This window comes from Hydrogenophaga sp. (genome assembly GCF_036675665.1).
GTDB lineage: Bacteria > Pseudomonadota > Gammaproteobacteria > Burkholderiales > Burkholderiaceae_C > Hydrogenophaga.
Window position 1 is genome coordinate 368,896 of the sequence record NZ_JAKFEO010000006.1, and the last position, 16,647, is coordinate 385,542.

The following is a 16,647-nucleotide window of genomic DNA, read 5'->3' on the forward strand; positions in this document are numbered from 1 at the left end:
AGGGTTGGAGCTGCGGGTGCCGGTTGGGTTCAGCAGACTCGTATCAGAACGTAGCGCCGGGCTGGCAAGCCGCTTCAGGCCTTGATTTCGATGGCCAGTGCGTGCAGCCCCGCGTCGGTGAATTTTTGCAGCGCATCATACACAAGGCGGTGCTTGGCGACCCGGCTCAGACCTTTGAACCCGGGGGCTGCGATGCGCACGCGGAAGTGGGTGCCGAAGCCCAGTCCGTTGGACCCCGAATGCCCCGCGTGGGCGGCGCTTTCGTCCAGCACTTCCAGGTCGGTGGGGGCCAGCACGGCGCGCAGTTGCGCCTCGATCGCGGCCGCGGTGGGCGTTGCAGCTTCGCTCATGACTTTTCCACCGGGTCGTCTTTGAGGAAGCGCGAGATGTACACGCCCTGACCGACGATGAAGACCACCGGGAAGATGTAGCCCCACAGCTTGAAGTTGACCCAGTCTTCGGTGGAGTAATAGGCCGCCACATAGGCGTTGATGGCTGCCATGAACAGGAAGTAGCCGACCCAGGCCACGGTGAGCCTGGCCCACACGCCATCGGGCAGGCTCAACTGGCTGCCCAGCAGCAGTTTCAGGAAGTTTTTCTTCCAGATCCAGAGGGCCGCCGCGAGCACGATGGCCATGCTCGCATACAGCACGGTGGGCTTCCACTTGATGAAGCGCTCGTCCTGCAGGAAGAGGGTGAGGGCGCCAAACACCAGAATGAGCACCAGCGTCACCTTTTGCAGCGTCTGCAGCTTGCGGTCGATGGCATAGATGATCCCGGTCTGCACCAGCGTGCCCACCATGAGGACGGCGGTGGCGGTGTAGATGTCGGCCAACTTGTAGGCCGCCACGAACAGGGCGATGGGAAAGAAGTCGATGAGGAAACGCATCGCAGGATTATCCGCTTTGCTCCCGGCCTCTGCCTGGCGGGGTCAAGCCCCCGGAACTCACGGCGCATCCGGCTGCTCCATACCGATCGCGCATTCACTTTTGGCCTCAAGGAGTTTCACCGACATGTCCCCTCAAGAACAACAGTCCATCCTCACCATCGCCTTGCTGGCGGGCTTTGCCGATGGTCACAAGGCCGACACGGAGCGCGAGGCCATCCGGCGCATGGCCGTGTCGCTGGGGCAGGAAGACGCCGGCGCCGGCCTGCCACGGCTGTATCAGGATGTGCTGCTCAAGCGTGTGTCGCTGGCCGACGCGGTGTCGGGTCTGCAGGACCCTGGGCAGCGCCAGCTGGCCTACGAAATGGCGGTGTGTGTCTGCGATGCCGACGGCCGGCAGAGCGACCCCGAGCGAACGTTCCTGGCGGATCTGAAGACACGCCTGAAGCTCGATCCCGTGGAGGCGGCGGCGTTCGAGCGTGAGGCCGATGCGATCGTGGAAGCAGCGGAGAAAGCCGTGCCGCTCGCGGTGCCCGCGGCAGTGGCCGCGGCTCCGGTGGTGGCGGCCACCGCGGTGTCCGGGGTTGATCTCGACAAATCGATCTTGAATTACGCGCTGCTCAACGGCGCGCTGGAGTTGCTGCCGCAGTCCTGGGCATCGATGGCCATCATTCCGTTGCAGGTGAAGATGGTCTATGCCATCGGCAAGGCGCACGGCGTGGAACTGGACCAGGGCCATATCCGCGAGTTCATCGCGGCGGTGGGCGTGGGCCTGACTTCGCAGTACCTGGAGCAGTTCGGGCGCAAGCTGCTGGGCGGTTTGCTCGGCAAGGTGGCGGGCCGCGCCATCGGCGGTCTGGGCGGCGCGGCCACCGGCGTGGCGTTTTCGTTTGCCACCACCTACGCGTTGGGCCAGGTGGCCAGACGCTACTACGCAGGTGGGCGGGTCATGAGCACCGCGCTGCTGCAGGAAAGCTTTCAGAGCCTGCTCGGCCCCGCCAAACAGATGCAGGCGCAGTACCTGCCGCAAATCCGGCAGAAGGCCGCCACGCTGGACGCCGGGCAGATCATGCAGATGGTGCGCGGCGGGGTGTGAGCATGGGCGGCGGTGGCCGCATTTCTGCCGCTTATTCGGCGATCGCCGTCCTCTCGCAGGGATAAGGTGCAGGTTGTCACAACGTCAGCAACAACCCGGTCCACCATGCCCATTTTCCTGTCGCGCTCCACATGTGGTTCTCTGGGCCTGTTCGCGTTGCTCGCTGCGTGTGGCGGGTCATCCTCCATCGAGGCGCCGACGGCCTCGCCTCCTGCTCCTGTGGTCACGCACACCGTGGGCGGCACCGTCGCGGGCCTGACGGCCGGCCTCGTGCTGCAGAACAACGCCGCAGACGACCTCAGGCTGATGGCCAACGGCAGCTTCAGTTTTGCATCGGGCCTGAGCGAAGGGGCGCCCTACAACGTCACGGTGCGATCGAATCCTCCTTTCCAGCTCTGCACCGTGGGCAACGGACAGGGCACCACGGGCAGCGCCGACATCACGAACGTCAGCGTCACCTGCGTCGATGGCGTGCAGGTGAGCACGCTCGCGGGCAGCAGCCCGGGCTCGGCGGACGGTGTGGGCACCGCCGCGCGTTTCAACGGACCCCTGGCGGGGGCCGTCGATGCCGATGGCAACGTGCTGGTCTCCGACACCAACAACAACAGCCTGCGCAAGATCACGCCCGCAGGCGTGGTGAGCACGCTCGGCACGGGACTTGACCGTCCCTTCGGCGTGACGGTCAGCCAGGGGCGCATTCTTGTCGCCAGTGAAAACGGGAACAAGTTGCTGGAAGTGCATCCCACCAACGGCACGTTCACCGAGTTCGTCGTGGACATTCCCTTGGACAGGCCTCGGGGCCTGGTGGGTGACGCGGCGGGCAACCTGTACGTCTCCGGATACGGGCAACGCATCAACAAGATATCGCCAGCGGGTGCGGTCACGACGCTGGCCGGCAGTGGCACCACGGGCACGGCCGACGGCCAGGGCACCGCCGCCTCGTTCTACAACCCCGCGGGTCTGGCCATCGACGCCGATGGAAACGTGTACGTGGCGGATCAGAACGGTCGCACGATCCGCAAGATCAGCCCGACCGGGAACGTGACCACACTGGCCGGCACCGGGATGATGGGCGCTGTCGATGGCCCGGGCTCTTCGGCGACGTTCTACGAACCCGTGGGTCTGGCCATGGGAAGCGATGGCATGGTCTATGTGTCGGACAGCGCCGGCCAGAAGATTCGCCGCATCGCCGCCGATGGCACGGTGTCGTCGATCGCGGGACAAAGCCTTTCTGTGGGCGCTGACGACGGAGCGGGAAGTGTCGCGAGGTTCAACTACGTGACGGGCCTGGCCTTTGACGCACAGGGCAACCTGTATGCGATCGAGGCGGGCGGCAATCGGGTTCGCAAACTGAGCCGGAACTGAGTTCAGCCCGGGAGGCGAAGCCCCCCTGGGCTGTTCAGGCGGCCAGGGCAGCCGTGGCGGCCATCGCTTCGGCGGTGATCGTCAGCGAACGCAGGCGCAGCGCCGGGTCGAACAGGTCGCTCACGATCATGAACTCGTCGGCCTGCGTGGCATCGGCCAACGATTGAAGTCCTTCGCGCACCGTGTCCGGTCCACCGATCACACCGGCGGCCAGGAAGTCGGCGATGGCGGCCTGTTCCTGCGGGTGCAGTTGCTGCATGAAGCCCGGCACCGGTGGCGGCAACTGACCGCGCTTGCCGGTGAGGATGCCCAGCACGCGCTGGTAGGTGCTGCTGGCCAGGAATTCCGCTTCTTCATCCGTGGGCGCGGCGATCACCGGAACGCCGACGATGGCATAGGGTTTGTCCAGCGCGGCCGAGGGCTGGAAGTGGCGGCGGTACACATCCAGCGCCTGCAGCAGCATGCGGGGCGCGAAGTGCGACGCAAACGCGTACGGCAGGCCGCGCTCGGCCGCCAGTTGCGCCGAAAACAGGCTCGACCCCAGCAGCCAGATCGGCACGTTGGTGCCGGCACCCGGGTTGGCGATCAGGCGCTGGCCGGGCGTGGCGGGGCCCAGCAGGTGCTGCAGCTCGGCCACGTCGCGTGGGAAGTCGGCCTCGGTCTCCACGCGGTCGCGCCGCAGCGCGCGCATGGTGTGCGGGTCGGTGCCGGGCGCGCGGCCCAGGCCCAGGTCGATGCGGCCGGGGTAGAGCTCGGCCAGCGTGCCGAAGGCTTCGGCCACCACCAGCGGCGCGTGGTTGGGCAACATCACGCCGCCCGAGCCCACGCGCATGCGCTGGGTGCCGCCCGCGATGTGGCCCACCAGCACGGCCGTGGCCGAGCAGGCGATGCCACTCATGTTGTGGTGCTCGGCCAGCCAGTAGCGGGTGAAGCCGAGCGACTCGGCGTGCTGCGCGGTGCGCAAGGCCACGGCGAGGGCGTCGGCCACGGTGCCGCCTTCGCGCACGGCGACCAGGTCGAGCATGGAGAGGCGGATGTCTTTGAGTTGCTTCATGCGGGGAGAAAACCTTCGATGGACAGATACCGTTCGCCGGTGTCGTAGTTGAAGCCCAGCACCACGGCGTTGGCCGGCAGATCGGGCAGTTTCTGTGCGATGGCGGCCAGCGTGGCCCCCGATGAAATGCCGACCAGCATGCCTTCTTCGCGCGCGCAGCGGCGCGCCATCTCGCGCGCCGGCTCGGCCTCGACCTGGATCACGCCGTCCAGCACGCTGGTGTCGAGGTTGTTCGGAATGAAGCCCGCGCCGATGCCCTGGATCGGGTGGGGCGAGGGAGCGCCGCCGGAGATGACCGCCGAAGCGGCGGGTTCCACCGCGAACACCTTGAGCCTGGGCCAGCGCGCCTTGAGCACGCGTGCGCAGCCGGTGATGTGCCCGCCGGTGCCCACGCCGGTGATGAGCACGTCGATGCCCTCGGGAAAATCGGCTGCGATCTCTTCGGCCGTGGTCTGCACGTGCACCGCCACGTTGGCCGGGTTGTTGAACTGCTGCGGCATCCAGGCGCCGGGCGTGCTGGCCACGATTTCTTCGGCGCGCGCGATCGAGCCCTTCATGCCCTTCTCGCGCGGCGTGAGGTCGAAGCTGGCACCGTAGGCCAGCATCAGCCGGCGGCGCTCGACCGACATGCTGTCGGGCATCACCAGAACGAGCTTGTAGCCCTTGACCGCGGCCACCATGGCCAGGCCGATGCCGGTGTTGCCCGAGGTCGGTTCGACGATGGTGCCGCCGGGCTGGAGCTCGCCGCTCTGCTCGGCCGCTTCCACCATGGACAGGGCGATGCGGTCCTTGATGGAGCCGCCCGGGTTGCTGCGCTCGGATTTGATCCACACCTGCTGCGTGGCGTCGCCAAACAGGCGCTGCATGCGCACGTGGGGCGTGTTGCCGATGGTCTGGAGGATGCTGTTGGCTTTCATGGCGTGTCCTTGGTGGGGGAGTGCTGCAGTGAAGCCGAGTTCATGCAGTAGCGCAAGCCCGTGTCGGTGGGGCCGTCGTCGAACACGTGGCCCAGGTGGGCGCCGCACTGGCTGCACACGGTCTCCACCCGCACCATGCCGTGGGTGCGGTCGGTGATTTCGGTGATGGCGCCGGGCACGGCCTGCGAGAAGCTGGGCCAGCCGCAACCGGCGTCGAACTTGGTCTTGGCGTCGAAGAGCGTGTTGCCGCAGCAGATGCAGTGGTAGCTGCCATCGGCCCACACCTGTTCGTACTTGCCGGTGTAGGGCCGCTCGGTGTGGGCGTGGCGCGTCACGTCGAAGGCACGCGGCTCGGCGCCTTTGGCGGCAAGCACCTCACGCCACTCGGCTTCGGTTTTCTGGATGGGGAAGTTCATGTGTTCTCCTGGGTGCTCATGATGAACAGCTGATTTCGATCCCGCTGGCCCAGTCCGGTGGAAAGGCGGCGAGGTCGTCGTGACCGGCAATGGCCTCAAATGGGTGCTCCAGCGCGCTTTGCAACCGCGCGAGCTCGCTGAAGTCGCCTTGCTTGGCGCGCTGGATGGCCTGCTCGCCGAGGTGGTTGCGCAGCACCACCTGCGGGTTGGTGCGCAGCATCCGCGCTTGCGTGGCGTCGGCGTCGAAGCCGGGCTGGGCCTGCAGGCGTTCGCGCCAGCGCGTGGCCCAGGTGTCGAAAGCCTCGCGCTGCAGGAAGAGGTCGCGCACTGTCTCAAGCGGGCCCACCACCGCGTGGCTCAGGCGCCGCCAGAAGATGGTGAAGTCCACCGCGTCGGCGGCCATGAGCTTCATCAACGTTTCGGTGAGCTCGGCGTCGCCGTCCTCCACACGGTCCAGGCCCAGCTTGGCATTCATGCGCCGCTGCAGCGCGGCCGGCATCAGGGCCTTGTAGGGCTCCAGTGCGTCCAGTGCCTGCTGCTGCTCGTCCATCAGCGGCAGCAGCGCCTGGCCCAGGGCGAACAGGTTCCAGTAGGCGATGTTGGGCTGGCGGTTGTAGGCGTAGCGTCCCCCGGTGTCGGAGTGGTTGCAGACGTGGCCGGGGTTGAAGGCGTCGAGGAACTGGAACGGACCGTAGTCGATGGTCAGGCCCAGGATGCTCATGTTGTCGGTGTTCATCACGCCGTGGCAGAAGCCCACGGCCTGCCACTGCGCCACCATCTCGGCGGTGCGCGCGCTCACGGCTTCGAGCAATGCGGCGTACGGGTTGCCCGGCGCCTCGCGGCAGGTCGGGTAGAAGTGGTCGATGACGAAGTCAGCCAGGATGCGCAGTTGTTCGTGCTGGCCGCTGTGCGAGAAGTGTTCGAAATGGCCGAAGCGGATGAAGCTGGGCGCCACGCGCGTGACGACCGCCGCGGTCTCGATCTCCTCGCGGCGCACCGGCGCGGGCGAGCCGGTGACGCACAAGGCCCGGCTGGTGGGAATGCCCAGCGCGTGCATGGCCTCGCTGCAGAGGAATTCGCGGATGGAGCTGCGCAGCACGGCGCGGCCGTCGCCCATGCGCGAGTAGGGCGTGAGGCCCGCGCCCTTGAGCTGCACTTCCTGCGGGCCTGCAGGCGAGTCCACCTCGCCGAGCAGGATGGCGCGACCGTCGCCCAGCTGGCCGGCCCAGTGGCCGAACTGGTGACCGCTGTACACGCTGGCCAGGGGCAACGTGCCGGCGATGGGAAGGTTGCCGGTGAAGGCATCGAGCGCGGCCGGGGACGCAAGCCAGGCCCGGTCCAGGCCCAGCAAATCGGCCACCGCCGGGCTCGTGCCCACCCAGTGGGGCGCAGGCAGCGCGGTGGGGGAGAGCCGGGTGTAAAAGGCTTCGCCCAGGCCGGCGAATCGGTTCTGCCAGGCCAGGCCGAGATCCAGGCTGGCGGCCATGTCGACGGGTCGGTTCATGTCTGCCATTGTCCCCATACCGCCCGACATGGCGTGGCGCAGGGTCAATCCGGCTCGGTCAGGGGCTCGGTGACGAGCAGGCGGGCGCGGTACTGGCCGGGCGACACACCGAACCACCGCTTGTTGGCCCGGAAGAAGTTGCTCTGGTCGGCAAAGCCCAGCAGATCGGCCACCTGGCCCAGGGTGTAGCGCGCCTCGGCCAGGTACTTCTGCGCCAGGTCGCGCCGCGCGTCGTCGAGCAACTGCTGGAAGCTGGTGTGCTCCTCGTGCAGGCGGCGCTGCAGCGTGCGGTCGGCCATGGCCAGGCTGCTCGCGATGTCTTCGCGGCGCGGTTCGCCCAGGTGCAGGCGGCGAATGACTTCCTCGGTCACGCGGTGGCCGGTGCTGGCATTGCCCAGTTGCACCATGCGCGCCTCGATCACGCGCTGGTGCATGTCGAACAGCACCGGGTCGCTCGATGGCAGGGTCCTGTCCAGATCCGCGTTGTCCAGCAGCAGGCGGGTGGCGGGCTGGTTGAAGCGCACCGGGCAGCCGAAGGCGCGCAGGTAGGGGCCGGCGTCCACCGGCTCGGGAAAGATGAATTCGGCGGCGCGCGGTTGCACGTCGCGCCGTGTGATCCAGCGGCACAACGTGGCCAGGGAGAGCAGGCCGTATTCCTGGCGCTGCCTCGGCACCGGGCGCGTGTTGCCGATGTGGCCCAGCACCAGCCAGCATTGCTGCGCCCCTTGCGGCTCCAGTTCGAAGGTGGCCGCGTCGGAGATCACCGCCAGGTAGCGCGCGAAGTTCTGCAGGCCGGCCTTGAGCGTGGGGCTGGCCAGCATGATGTAGCCGACCATGCCGAAATTGACGTGGCGGCTGGTGAGCTCACTGTCCATTCCCAGCGCCGGATTGCCAGACCACGCCACCGCGAGCTCCCACAGGTGGCTGATCTCCTCGACGTCGAAGCGGGCGTCCGGCTTCTGCAGCAGCGCGATGTCGATGCCGGCCGCCTCGAACAGGCGCGCCACGTCCAGCCCCTGAGACGCGAACATCTCGGCGATGCCCTTGACCCAGGTGACGGAGCTGGTCCTTTTCATGGGGGGTGGTGTCCTGAAGTCAGTCGATTGGCCATGTTGCGATAGCGGCGTTCGGGGCTTGCGTTCCTAGAATTTCCCGAACGGTTTGCGCCGCCGACGAGCACCGGATTCAACGGGATTTCGGAGCGCCGCGCAAGCTGTTGTTTACCCCCGAAAACAGGAGACAAGACATGATCAAGAGCACATCGATGAGGCTGGGTTGGGTCGTGGGCGCTGCCTTCGTGTTGCTGGCCGCGTGCGGCGGCGGGTCCGACCCAACTCCCGCCGCGCCCGCGCCCCTGCCCGAGGTGCGACAGACCACCTACGGCACGGTGAAGGGCAGCAACGACGCGAGCACCTCCGGCACCTATGCCTGGAAGGGCATCCCCTACGCGCAGGCGCCGGTGGGCCCGTTGCGCTGGAAGGCGCCCGTGGCCCCCGCCGCCTGGAACGGCATGCGCCAGACCACGGCCTTCGGCCACGCCTGTCTGCAGAACGGCCGCATCTACGGGCCGGGCACGAACAACACCTACGACGCCACCATCGCCACCACGCTCAACACCCCGGTGGGCAACGAAGACTGCCTCACGCTCAACGTGTGGCGCCCCGCCAGCGACACCACCGGGCTGCCGGTGATCGTGTTCGTCTACGGTGGCAGCAACATCTCGGGTTACACCGCCGACCCGGTGTACGACGGCGCGGCCCTGGCGCGCAGCGCCAACGCGGTGGTGGTGACGCTGAACTACCGCGTGGGCGTGCTGGGCTTCATGAACCTGCCGCAGCTCAAGACCGGCACGAACAGCGCGGAGGACTCCGGCAACTTCGCGCTGCTCGACATCGTGCAGGGCCTGAAGTTCGTGCAACAGAATGCGTCGGCTTTCGGTGGCAACGCCGGCAACGTGACGCTGATGGGGCAGTCCGCCGGCGCGATCAACGTCTGGGCGTTGATGGCCTCGCCGCTGGGCGCCGGCCTCTTTCACAAGGCCGTGCCGCTGTCGGGTGGCATCTCGCTGGCGAGCAACCTGCCGCTGGGCAGCATTCCCACGCTGAACCCGGCCAGCACCTACCTGGCGCAGAGCAACGGCCTGCTGGCGCGGCTGGTGATCGCCGACGGCCTGGCGGCCGACCTGCTCGCCGCTCAGGCCTGGATCGCCACGCAGTCGTCAACCCAGATCGCCGACTACCTGCGCGGCAAGGCCGGTGGCACCATCCTCACCACCGTGCTGGTGAACGGCCTCACCGGCTCGGGTCCCATCCCCGACGGCAACGTGCTGCCCACCGACCCGATCGCCGCCATGGCGGCAGGTCTCTACAACAAGGTGCCCGTGCTCGCGGGCAACACGGGCGAGGAGGGCAAGCTGTTCGCACCCTTCCTCACCCTGTTCGGTGGCCCGCCGGGCTTCAAGATCAACGACGCCGACCGCTTCAACCTGATGGCCGCGTTCAACCCCGACGCGCCCACGCTGTTGACCGAGGGCGACATCATCGACGCGGCCTACCTGCCGTCGAACACGCCGGTGACCGGGTGGTCCGCCCGCACCGCGCAGCTGGCCGCCGCCTTCATGGCGCCCAGCCGGGACAACGTGCTCGACACGCTCAAGGCGCAGCAGGCCGACGTCTGGTACTACCAGTTCGACTGGGCGCAGCAGCCCGCGCCCTGGAACACGGTGTATGGGGCCGCCCATGCGTTCGACCTGCCGTTTCTCTTCGGCAATTTCGGACCCTCGGTGTTCTCCAACGCCACCAACAGCAGCGCCAACCAGCCCGGTCGGCTGGCCCTCTCGGCCCGCATGATGGCCACGCTGGGCAGCTTCGCGCGCACCGGCAACCCCAACCACGCCACGCTGGGCGCCACCTGGCAACCGTGGCCCGGCCAGTTGCACTTCGATGCGTCACTCACCGACGCGCAGATCAGCACGGTGCCGTGATCGGTTCCATTCCCACCGTTGGCCGCCATGCTGCGTCGAGGCCAAACGAAAGACCATGTCCCGCAATGGACACCGAGGGCCTTCCTCCCGTGGAAGCCCTCGGTCACCGTGCGGAGCAAACCGCTACGATGAAGTCGATTCCCCAAAACTTCATCGACAGGAGACTTCCCATGCTGGGCCAAATGCAGAGCCAACCCCTTTTGATTTCGACACTGATCGTGCACGCCGAGCGGCACCACGCCAGCGGCGAGATCGTGTCCCGCCGTGTCGAGGGGGACATCCACCGCAGCAACTGGGGCCAGATCGCCGTGCGCTCCCGCAAGGTGGCCAACGCGCTGAACAGCCTCGATCTGGCCTTTGGTGACCGCGTGGCCACACTGGCCTGGAACGGTTACCGCCACCTGGAGCTGTACTTCGGTGTCAGCGGCACCGGCCACGTGCTGCACACGCTCAACCCGCGTCTGCACCCCGACCAGCTCACCTGGATCGTGAACCACGCCGAAGACAAGGCGATCTGCTTCGACATGACGTTCCTGCCACTGGTGAAGGCGGTGGCGGCCAAATGCCCCACGGTCAAGCACTGGATCGCGCTGTGCGACGCCGACAAACTGCCCGCCGACAGTGGCTTGGCCGGCCTGCAGAGCTACGAAGCCTGGATAGCCAACCAGCCCGACACCTACCACTGGCCCACGTTCGACGAGAACTCGGCCTCCAGCATGTGCTACACGAGCGGCACCACCGGCAACCCCAAGGCCGCGCTGTACTCGCACCGTTCCACCATCCTGCACGCGTTCACCGCGGCCCTGCCCGACGCTCTGAGCCTGAGCGCGCGCGACAGCGTGTTGCCGGTGGTGCCCATGTTCCACGTCAACGCCTGGGGCCTGCCGTACTCGGCCGCGGCCACCGGCTGCAAGCTGGTGTTCCCCGGCCCGGCGATGGACGGCAAGTCGATCTACGAACTGCTGGAGTCCGAGAAGGTGACCATGGCCGCGGGCGTGCCCACGGTGTGGCAGATGCTGCTGGGCCACCTGCAGGCCAACAACCTGAAGTTCAGCACGCTCAAGAGCACCGTGATCGGGGGCTCGGCCTGCCCGCCGGCCATGATGAAAGCCTTCAACGACCAGTACGGCGTGGCCGTGATCCACGCCTGGGGCATGACCGAGATGTCGCCGCTGGGCACCGTGTGCTCGCTGAAAAACGCCCAGCTGGCGCTGCCGCCCGAGGAGCAGCACAAGATCCTGCTCAAGCAGGGCCGTGCGGTGTACGGCGTGGACATGAAGATCGTTGACGAGGCCGGCGAGGAGTTGCCCTGGGACGGCAAGAGCTACGGCGACCTGCTGGTGCGCGGCCCCTGGATCATCGCCAGCTACTTCAAGGGCGAGGGCGGCGATCCGCTGCGCTACGACGCCCAGGGCCAGGGCTGGTTCCCCACCGGCGACGTGGCCACCATCGATGCCGACGGCTTCATGCAGATCACCGATCGCAGCAAGGACGTGATCAAGTCCGGCGGCGAGTGGATCAGCTCGATCGACGTGGAGAACATCGCCATGGCCCACCCGGCCGTGGCCATGGCGGCCTGCGTGGGCATGCGCCACCCCAAGTGGGACGAGCGGCCCATCGTGGTGGTGGTGAAGAAGCCGGGTGCCGAGGTCACGCGCGAGGAGTTGCTGGCCTTCTTCGAGGGCAAGACCGCGAAGTGGCAGATCCCGGACGACGTGGTGTTCGTCGACGCGATCCCGCTGGGCGCCACCGGCAAGATGCAGAAGATGACGTTGCGCCAACAGCTCAAGGACTACGTGCTCCCAGGGATCTGAACCCACCTTTCCGACGGGTGGAAGTCGCCAGACCACCACCCTTCATCCCCCACAGTCGCCAGTGCGATAGCCCCTAGGGGCTATCCCTGAGTGCTGCACCGCAGCAGGCTTGTAAGCTGCAAGCGGATTCCCAAACCAACAGGAGACAAACAATGCATTTCGCCATCAAGAGCCTCACCGCAGCATCGCTGCTCGCCTGCGCCCTCGCCGCGCAAGCCCAGAAGGGCGAGACCGTCAAGATCGCCCTGATCGACCCACAGACCGGCCTGATGGGCCCCGTGGGCAACAACCAGCTCAAGAGCTGGCAGTTCTTCGCCGAGAAGTTCACCCAGTCGAATCCGGCCGGCGTGAAGTTCGAGGTGGTCGGCTTTGACAACAAGCTCAGCCCCGCCGAGAGCCTGAACAACTTCAAGGCCGCGCTCGACCAGGGCGTGCGCTACATCGCGCAGGGCAACGGCTCCTCGGTGGCCGGCGCGCTGATCGATGCGGTCAGCAAGCACAACGAACGCAACCCCGGCAAGGAGGTGATCTTCCTGAACTACGCCGCGGTCGACCCCGATTTCACCAACAGCAAGTGCAACTACTGGCACTTCCGCTTCGACGCAGACACCTCCATGAAGATGGAGGCCATGACCACCTTCATGAAGGACCAGCCCGACGTCAAGAACGTCTACCTGCTCAACCAGAACTACTCGCATGGCCAGCAGGTCGCGCGTTTTGCCAAGGAAAACCTCTCGCGCAAGCGCCCCGACGTGAAGATCGTCGGCGAAGACCTGCACCCGCTGGCGCAGGTGCGTGACTTCGCTCCTTACGTCGCCAAGATCAAGGCCTCGGGCGCCGACACCGTGATCACGGGCAACTGGGGTTCCGATCTCGCGCTGCTGGTGAAGGCCGCCAACGAAGGTGGCTACACGGGCAAGTTCTACACCTACTACACCGGCGTGACGGGCACCCCCACCGCGCTGGGCACCGGTGGCGAAGGCCGTGTGTACCAGGTGGCCTACCAGCACTACAACATGGGCGGCCAGATGGGCAAGTGGGCCGACGAGTTCAAGGCCCGGTACAAGGACGACATGTACACCGGCGCAATTCCGCTGGCCTACGCCGCCGTGTCCGAAGCCATGGCCAAGGCCAAGTCCACCGACCCGGTGAAAGTGGCGGTGGCGCTGGAAGGCCTGAAGTTCAAGGGCTTCAACGGCGAAGTGGAAATGCGCAAGCTCGATCACCAGTTGCAGCAACCCCTGTTCATTGCGGTCTGGCAGAAAGCCGACAAGAAGTACCCCTACAGCCCGGAAAACACCGGCATGACGCTGGCACCCGTCAAGGAATACCCGTCCTACGTGTCCAGCACGCCGACCAGCTGCCAGATGAAGCGGCCGGGCTGATCGACAGGACCGCCATGCACGAACCCGGTCTCGTGCGGGGTGGTCCTCTTGGGTAGAACCAGCGCCGTTTCAGGCGCTGGTTTGTTTTCACCGTGCTCCGAAGGCTGACACACCAGCCACGAAAGGCGAACTTCATGGAGTTCTTCATCATCTCCATGCTCAATGGAGTCAGCTACGGCCTGTTGCTGTTCATGTTGAGCTCGGGGCTGACCCTCATCTTCAGCATGATGGGCGTCCTCAATTTTGCGCACGCCAGTTTTTACATGGTCGGCGCCTACATGGGCTACACGCTGTCCAACTGGATCGGCTTCTGGCCCGCCCTCATCGTGGCGCCGCTGCTGGTGGGTGCCATGGGGGCCGTGTTCGAGCGCCTCACACTGCGCAAGGTGCACAAGTTCGGTCACGTGCCCGAACTGCTGGTGACCTTCGGTTTTTCGTACATCCTGCTGGAGGTGGTGCAACTGGTCTGGGGCCGCACGGCGCTGGACTTCGCGCCGCCCGAGGCATTGCGCGGCCCGGCCTTCACGCTGGTGCACCTGGCCGACGATTCCCTGCATATGGTCTGGGGCGCAGCCGCCAGCGACGTGTGTTCGGCCGCTGGCGCGATCTGCTCGCCGTTTCCGGCCACGCGCGGTTTCATGATGCTGGTGGCCCTGCTGATGCTGCTCTCGCTGTGGCTGCTGCTCACGCGCACCCGCATCGGTTTGGTGATCCAGGCGGCGCTCACCCACCCTGAAACGGTGGAGAGCCTGGGACACAACGTGCCGCGTGTGTTCATGCTGGTGTTTGGCGCGGGTACCGGCCTGGCGGGCCTTGCCGGGGTCATTGGCGGCAGCACCTTCGTGACCGAGCCGGCCATGGCCGCCACGGTGGGTTCGGTGATCTTCGTCGTGGTGGTCGTCGGCGGCATGGGATCGCTCTCGGGCGCGTTCCTGGCTTCCCTGCTCATCGGCGTGATCCAGACCTTCGCGGTCGCCTTCGACTACTCCTTCATCAGCCTGGCGCAACAGCTCGGGCTTGAACTCTCGGACGCCACCAAGGAGAACTCGGTGGTCAAGCTCACCCTGTCGCAAGTGGCGCCGATCCTGCCCTACCTGTTCCTGGTGCTGATCCTGATCTTCCGCCCCAAAGGCCTGCTTGGCACGCGAGAGGGCTGACCCGAGATGAGCAACATGCAACACACCACAACCGGCTTCAACAAGGGCCGCTGGACCGTCTGGTCCCTTTTTGCCGCGTTGCTGCTGGCAGCGCCTTTTGTATTCACCAGCAGCCTCTCGACCAGCATGCTGTCGCAGATGGGCATCGCGATCATTGCGTGCCTGTCCTACAACATCCTGCTGGGACAGGGCGGCATGCTGAGCTTCGGCCATGCGGTCTACACCGGGCTGGGATCCTATGTGGCCATGCACGCGCTCAATGCCATCACGGATGGACACTTTCCGATTCCCGTGACCTTGCTGCCTCTGGTGGGGGGCGTGGCCGGGCTGTTTTTCGCGATCCTGTTTGGTTATGTCACCACCAAGAAGGCTGGAACCACCTTTGCCATGATCACGCTGGGCATGGCCGAGCTGGTGTTCGCCATGTCGCTGATGTTCTCCGAATTCTTCGGCGGTGAAGCGGGGGTGTCGGGCAACCGGGTGGTGGGCGAGGCCTTCATGGGGATCACGTTTGGGCCGCCGCGGCAGGTTTATTTTCTGGTCGCGATGTACACCTTCGTCTGCGTGGGTCTCATGTTTGCGTTCACCCGCACCCCACTGGGCCGCATCCTCAACGCCGTGCGCGACAACCCGGAGCGGGTGGAGTTCATTGGCTACAACACGCAAAAGGTGCGCTACCTGTCCTTCATGATCGCGGGCTTTTTCGCCGGCATCGCAGGCGGCCTGGGGGCGATCGTTTTTGAAATCGTCACGGCGGAGGTGGTGGGCGCCGGGCGCTCTGGTGCCTATCTGCTGTTTACCTTTCTGGGCGGTGCCACCATTTTCTTTGGTCCCATCATCGGCGGCATCCTCATGGTGCTCGCCTCGGTGCTGCTCTCCGAGTTGACCAAGGCCTGGCTGCTCTATCTGGGCCTGATCTTCCTGTTCATGGTGATGTACGCGCCCGGTGGCGTGGCCAGCCTCATCATGATGAACGTGCGCGTGGCGGCCTACGGTTTGCTCAAACGCGTGCTCGGCAGCTATGTGTTGCTGGCGCTGTTTGGCTTGGTCATGTTTGCCGGCGCGGGCGCCATGATTGAAATGATGTACCACCTGCAGCTCAACGCCGGGCAAGACACGCTGCTGCGCTTCTTCGGCGTGGAGCTGGATGCCAAGAGCGCGGTGAGCTGGGTCGGTGCCGTGGTGGTGCTGGCGGTCGGGTTGGCGCTGTTCGAGTGGGCGCGCCGGCGCTTCATGCTCCAGTGGCACGACATCCAGGTGACGATCGAAAAACACACGCAACAGCGGGAGGCAATATGACGACACCCGCCCTCGAATTGCGCGATCTGCGCAAGAGCTTCGGCAAGACCGACATCATTCGCGGCGTCAACCTGGTGGTGAGCCCGGGCGAGCGCGTGGCCATCATCGGCCCCAACGGCGCGGGCAAATCCACGCTGTTCAACCTGATCTCGGGCCGTTTCGAGCCCAGCAGCGGCGACGTGATGCTGGGCGGCCACCGCATCAACGGCTTGAAGCCGTTCGAGATCAACCGCCTGGGCCTCTCGCGCAGCTTCCAGATCACCAACATCTTCCCCAAGCTCAGCGTGTTCGAGAACCTGCGCTGCGGCGTGCTCTGGAGCCTGGGCTACAAGTACACCTTCCTGAAGTTCCTCGCCAACCTCAAGGACGCCAACGACCGCGCCGAAGAGCTCATGCGCATGATCCACCTGGAGCGCAAGCACGACACGCTGGCCATGAACCTCACCTACGCCGAGCAGCGCGCGCTGGAGATCGGCATCACCATCGCCGGCGGCGCGCAGGTGATCCTGCTGGATGAGCCCACGGCCGGCATGAGCAAGAGCGAAACCAGCCGCTTCATCGACCTGATCCGCGAGGTGACGGTGGGCAAGACGCTGCTGACGGTGGAGCACGACATGGGTGTGGTGTTCGGCCTGGCCGACCGCATCGCCGTGGTGGTGTACGGCGAGGTGATCGCCTTCGACACACCCGAAGCCGTGCGCGCCAACCCGCGTGTGCAGGAAGCCTACCTGGGCTCGGTGCTGGCGGATCAACAGGCGGCAGGCCACTGAG

The 16,647-nt window shown here is 66.1% G+C and carries 15 protein-coding genes; 8 read left to right on the forward strand and 7 right to left on the reverse strand.

Annotated features, from left to right (window positions below; genetic code table 11):
• Positions 1-74: 74 nt before the first annotated feature.
• Both V6M63_RS02180 and V6M63_RS02185 read right to left on the reverse strand, forming a co-directional pair.
• Positions 75-350, reverse strand: coding sequence for a BolA family protein (locus V6M63_RS02180; protein WP_332738983.1), 276 nt, complete (start codon positions 348-350; stop codon positions 75-77).
• The gene (locus V6M63_RS02185) at positions 347-889 is read right to left on the reverse strand and encodes a septation protein A (RefSeq protein ID WP_332738985.1); all 543 of its coding nucleotides are present in this window, start codon (positions 887-889) and stop codon (positions 347-349) included. The genes V6M63_RS02180 and V6M63_RS02185 overlap by 4 nt, the downstream gene beginning before the upstream one ends.
• Positions 890-1,013: 124 nt before the next feature.
• Between V6M63_RS02185 and V6M63_RS02190 the strand changes: the two genes are divergently transcribed.
• On the forward strand, positions 1,014-1,982 hold the full coding sequence (locus V6M63_RS02190) for a YcjF family protein (protein WP_332738986.1): 969 nt from the start codon (positions 1,014-1,016) through the stop codon (positions 1,980-1,982).
• A gap of 105 nt (positions 1,983-2,087) precedes the next feature.
• Positions 2,088-3,347: a hypothetical protein gene (locus tag V6M63_RS02195; protein WP_332738987.1), complete on the forward strand. Its 1,260-nt coding sequence runs from the start codon at positions 2,088-2,090 to the stop codon at positions 3,345-3,347.
• 34 nt (positions 3,348-3,381) lie between these two features.
• On the opposite strand, the gene V6M63_RS02200 is transcribed toward V6M63_RS02195, so the two are convergent.
• The 5 genes from V6M63_RS02200 to V6M63_RS02220 are packed head-to-tail and all read right to left on the reverse strand — an operon-like array spanning position 3,382 to position 8,314.
• Complete coding sequence (locus tag V6M63_RS02200) at positions 3,382-4,401, reverse strand: LLM class flavin-dependent oxidoreductase (RefSeq protein ID WP_332738988.1); 1,020 nt, start codon at positions 4,399-4,401, stop codon at positions 3,382-3,384.
• The gene (gene cysK, locus V6M63_RS02205; RefSeq protein WP_332738990.1) at positions 4,398-5,318 is read right to left on the reverse strand and encodes a cysteine synthase A; all 921 of its coding nucleotides are present in this window, start codon (positions 5,316-5,318) and stop codon (positions 4,398-4,400) included. Before cysK ends, V6M63_RS02200 begins: the two co-directional genes overlap by 4 nt.
• Positions 5,315-5,734, reverse strand: coding sequence for a peptide-methionine (R)-S-oxide reductase MsrB (gene msrB / locus V6M63_RS02210; RefSeq protein WP_332738992.1), 420 nt, complete (start codon positions 5,732-5,734; stop codon positions 5,315-5,317). The genes cysK and msrB overlap by 4 nt, the downstream gene beginning before the upstream one ends.
• Positions 5,735-5,750: 16 nt before the next feature.
• Complete coding sequence (locus V6M63_RS02215; protein ID WP_332738994.1) at positions 5,751-7,238, reverse strand: protein adenylyltransferase SelO; 1,488 nt, start codon at positions 7,236-7,238, stop codon at positions 5,751-5,753.
• A 44-nt stretch (positions 7,239-7,282) separates the two neighbouring features.
• Entirely contained in the window at positions 7,283-8,314 is a 1,032-nt protein-coding gene (locus V6M63_RS02220) for an AraC family transcriptional regulator (RefSeq protein ID WP_332738996.1), read from the reverse strand.
• 170 nt (positions 8,315-8,484) lie between these two features.
• Between V6M63_RS02220 and V6M63_RS02225 the strand changes: the two genes are divergently transcribed.
• The 6 genes from V6M63_RS02225 to V6M63_RS02250 all read left to right on the forward strand — a co-directional run bounded on the left by V6M63_RS02225 (position 8,485) and on the right by V6M63_RS02250 (position 16,646).
• Positions 8,485-10,221 carry a carboxylesterase/lipase family protein gene (locus tag V6M63_RS02225; protein WP_332738998.1) on the forward strand — a complete coding sequence of 579 codons (1,737 nt, stop codon included), beginning with the start codon at positions 8,485-8,487 and terminating at the stop codon, positions 10,219-10,221.
• Between the two features lie 170 nt (positions 10,222-10,391).
• Entirely contained in the window at positions 10,392-12,035 is a 1,644-nt protein-coding gene (locus V6M63_RS02230) for a 3-(methylthio)propionyl-CoA ligase (protein ID WP_332739000.1), read from the forward strand.
• Between the two features lie 152 nt (positions 12,036-12,187).
• A complete protein-coding gene (locus V6M63_RS02235; RefSeq protein ID WP_332739002.1) occupies positions 12,188-13,420 on the forward strand; it encodes a branched-chain amino acid ABC transporter substrate-binding protein in 1,233 nt (410 codons plus the stop codon).
• A gap of 134 nt (positions 13,421-13,554) precedes the next feature.
• On the forward strand, positions 13,555-14,577 hold the full coding sequence (locus tag V6M63_RS02240) for a branched-chain amino acid ABC transporter permease (protein WP_332739004.1): 1,023 nt from the start codon (positions 13,555-13,557) through the stop codon (positions 14,575-14,577).
• A 6-nt stretch (positions 14,578-14,583) separates the two neighbouring features.
• Positions 14,584-15,876: a branched-chain amino acid ABC transporter permease gene (locus V6M63_RS02245; protein ID WP_442909521.1), complete on the forward strand. Its 1,293-nt coding sequence runs from the start codon at positions 14,584-14,586 to the stop codon at positions 15,874-15,876.
• Positions 15,873-16,646: an ABC transporter ATP-binding protein gene (locus tag V6M63_RS02250; RefSeq protein WP_332739008.1), complete on the forward strand. Its 774-nt coding sequence runs from the start codon at positions 15,873-15,875 to the stop codon at positions 16,644-16,646. The genes V6M63_RS02245 and V6M63_RS02250 overlap by 4 nt, the downstream gene beginning before the upstream one ends.
• The last annotated feature ends 1 nt before the right edge of the window (position 16,647 follow it).

What these genes read in the sequence shown, in the direction of transcription:
- V6M63_RS02185 (WP_332738985.1), bottom strand. Translation starts at nt 889, where the DNA reads ATGCGTTTCCTCATCGACTTCTTTCCCATCGCCCTGTTCGTGGCGGCC.
- V6M63_RS02190 (WP_332738986.1), top strand. Translation starts at nt 1,014, where the DNA reads ATGTCCCCTCAAGAACAACAGTCCATCCTCACCATCGCCTTGCTGGCG.
- V6M63_RS02235 (WP_332739002.1), top strand. Translation starts at nt 12,188, where the DNA reads ATGCATTTCGCCATCAAGAGCCTCACCGCAGCATCGCTGCTCGCCTGC.
- V6M63_RS02245 (WP_442909521.1), top strand. Translation starts at nt 14,584, where the DNA reads ATGAGCAACATGCAACACACCACAACCGGCTTCAACAAGGGCCGCTGG.
- V6M63_RS02225 (WP_332738998.1), top strand. Translation starts at nt 8,485, where the DNA reads ATGATCAAGAGCACATCGATGAGGCTGGGTTGGGTCGTGGGCGCTGCC.
- cysK (WP_332738990.1), bottom strand. Translation starts at nt 5,318, where the DNA reads ATGAAAGCCAACAGCATCCTCCAGACCATCGGCAACACGCCCCACGTG.
- V6M63_RS02220 (WP_332738996.1), bottom strand. Translation starts at nt 8,314, where the DNA reads ATGAAAAGGACCAGCTCCGTCACCTGGGTCAAGGGCATCGCCGAGATG.
- V6M63_RS02250 (WP_332739008.1), top strand. Translation starts at nt 15,873, where the DNA reads ATGACGACACCCGCCCTCGAATTGCGCGATCTGCGCAAGAGCTTCGGC.
- V6M63_RS02195 (WP_332738987.1), top strand. Translation starts at nt 2,088, where the DNA reads ATGCCCATTTTCCTGTCGCGCTCCACATGTGGTTCTCTGGGCCTGTTC.
- V6M63_RS02230 (WP_332739000.1), top strand. Translation starts at nt 10,392, where the DNA reads ATGCTGGGCCAAATGCAGAGCCAACCCCTTTTGATTTCGACACTGATC.
- V6M63_RS02215 (WP_332738994.1), bottom strand. Translation starts at nt 7,238, where the DNA reads ATGAACCGACCCGTCGACATGGCCGCCAGCCTGGATCTCGGCCTGGCC.
- V6M63_RS02200 (WP_332738988.1), bottom strand. Translation starts at nt 4,401, where the DNA reads ATGAAGCAACTCAAAGACATCCGCCTCTCCATGCTCGACCTGGTCGCC.
- V6M63_RS02240 (WP_332739004.1), top strand. Translation starts at nt 13,555, where the DNA reads ATGGAGTTCTTCATCATCTCCATGCTCAATGGAGTCAGCTACGGCCTG.
- V6M63_RS02180 (WP_332738983.1), bottom strand. Translation starts at nt 350, where the DNA reads ATGAGCGAAGCTGCAACGCCCACCGCGGCCGCGATCGAGGCGCAACTG.
- msrB (WP_332738992.1), bottom strand. Translation starts at nt 5,734, where the DNA reads ATGAACTTCCCCATCCAGAAAACCGAAGCCGAGTGGCGTGAGGTGCTT.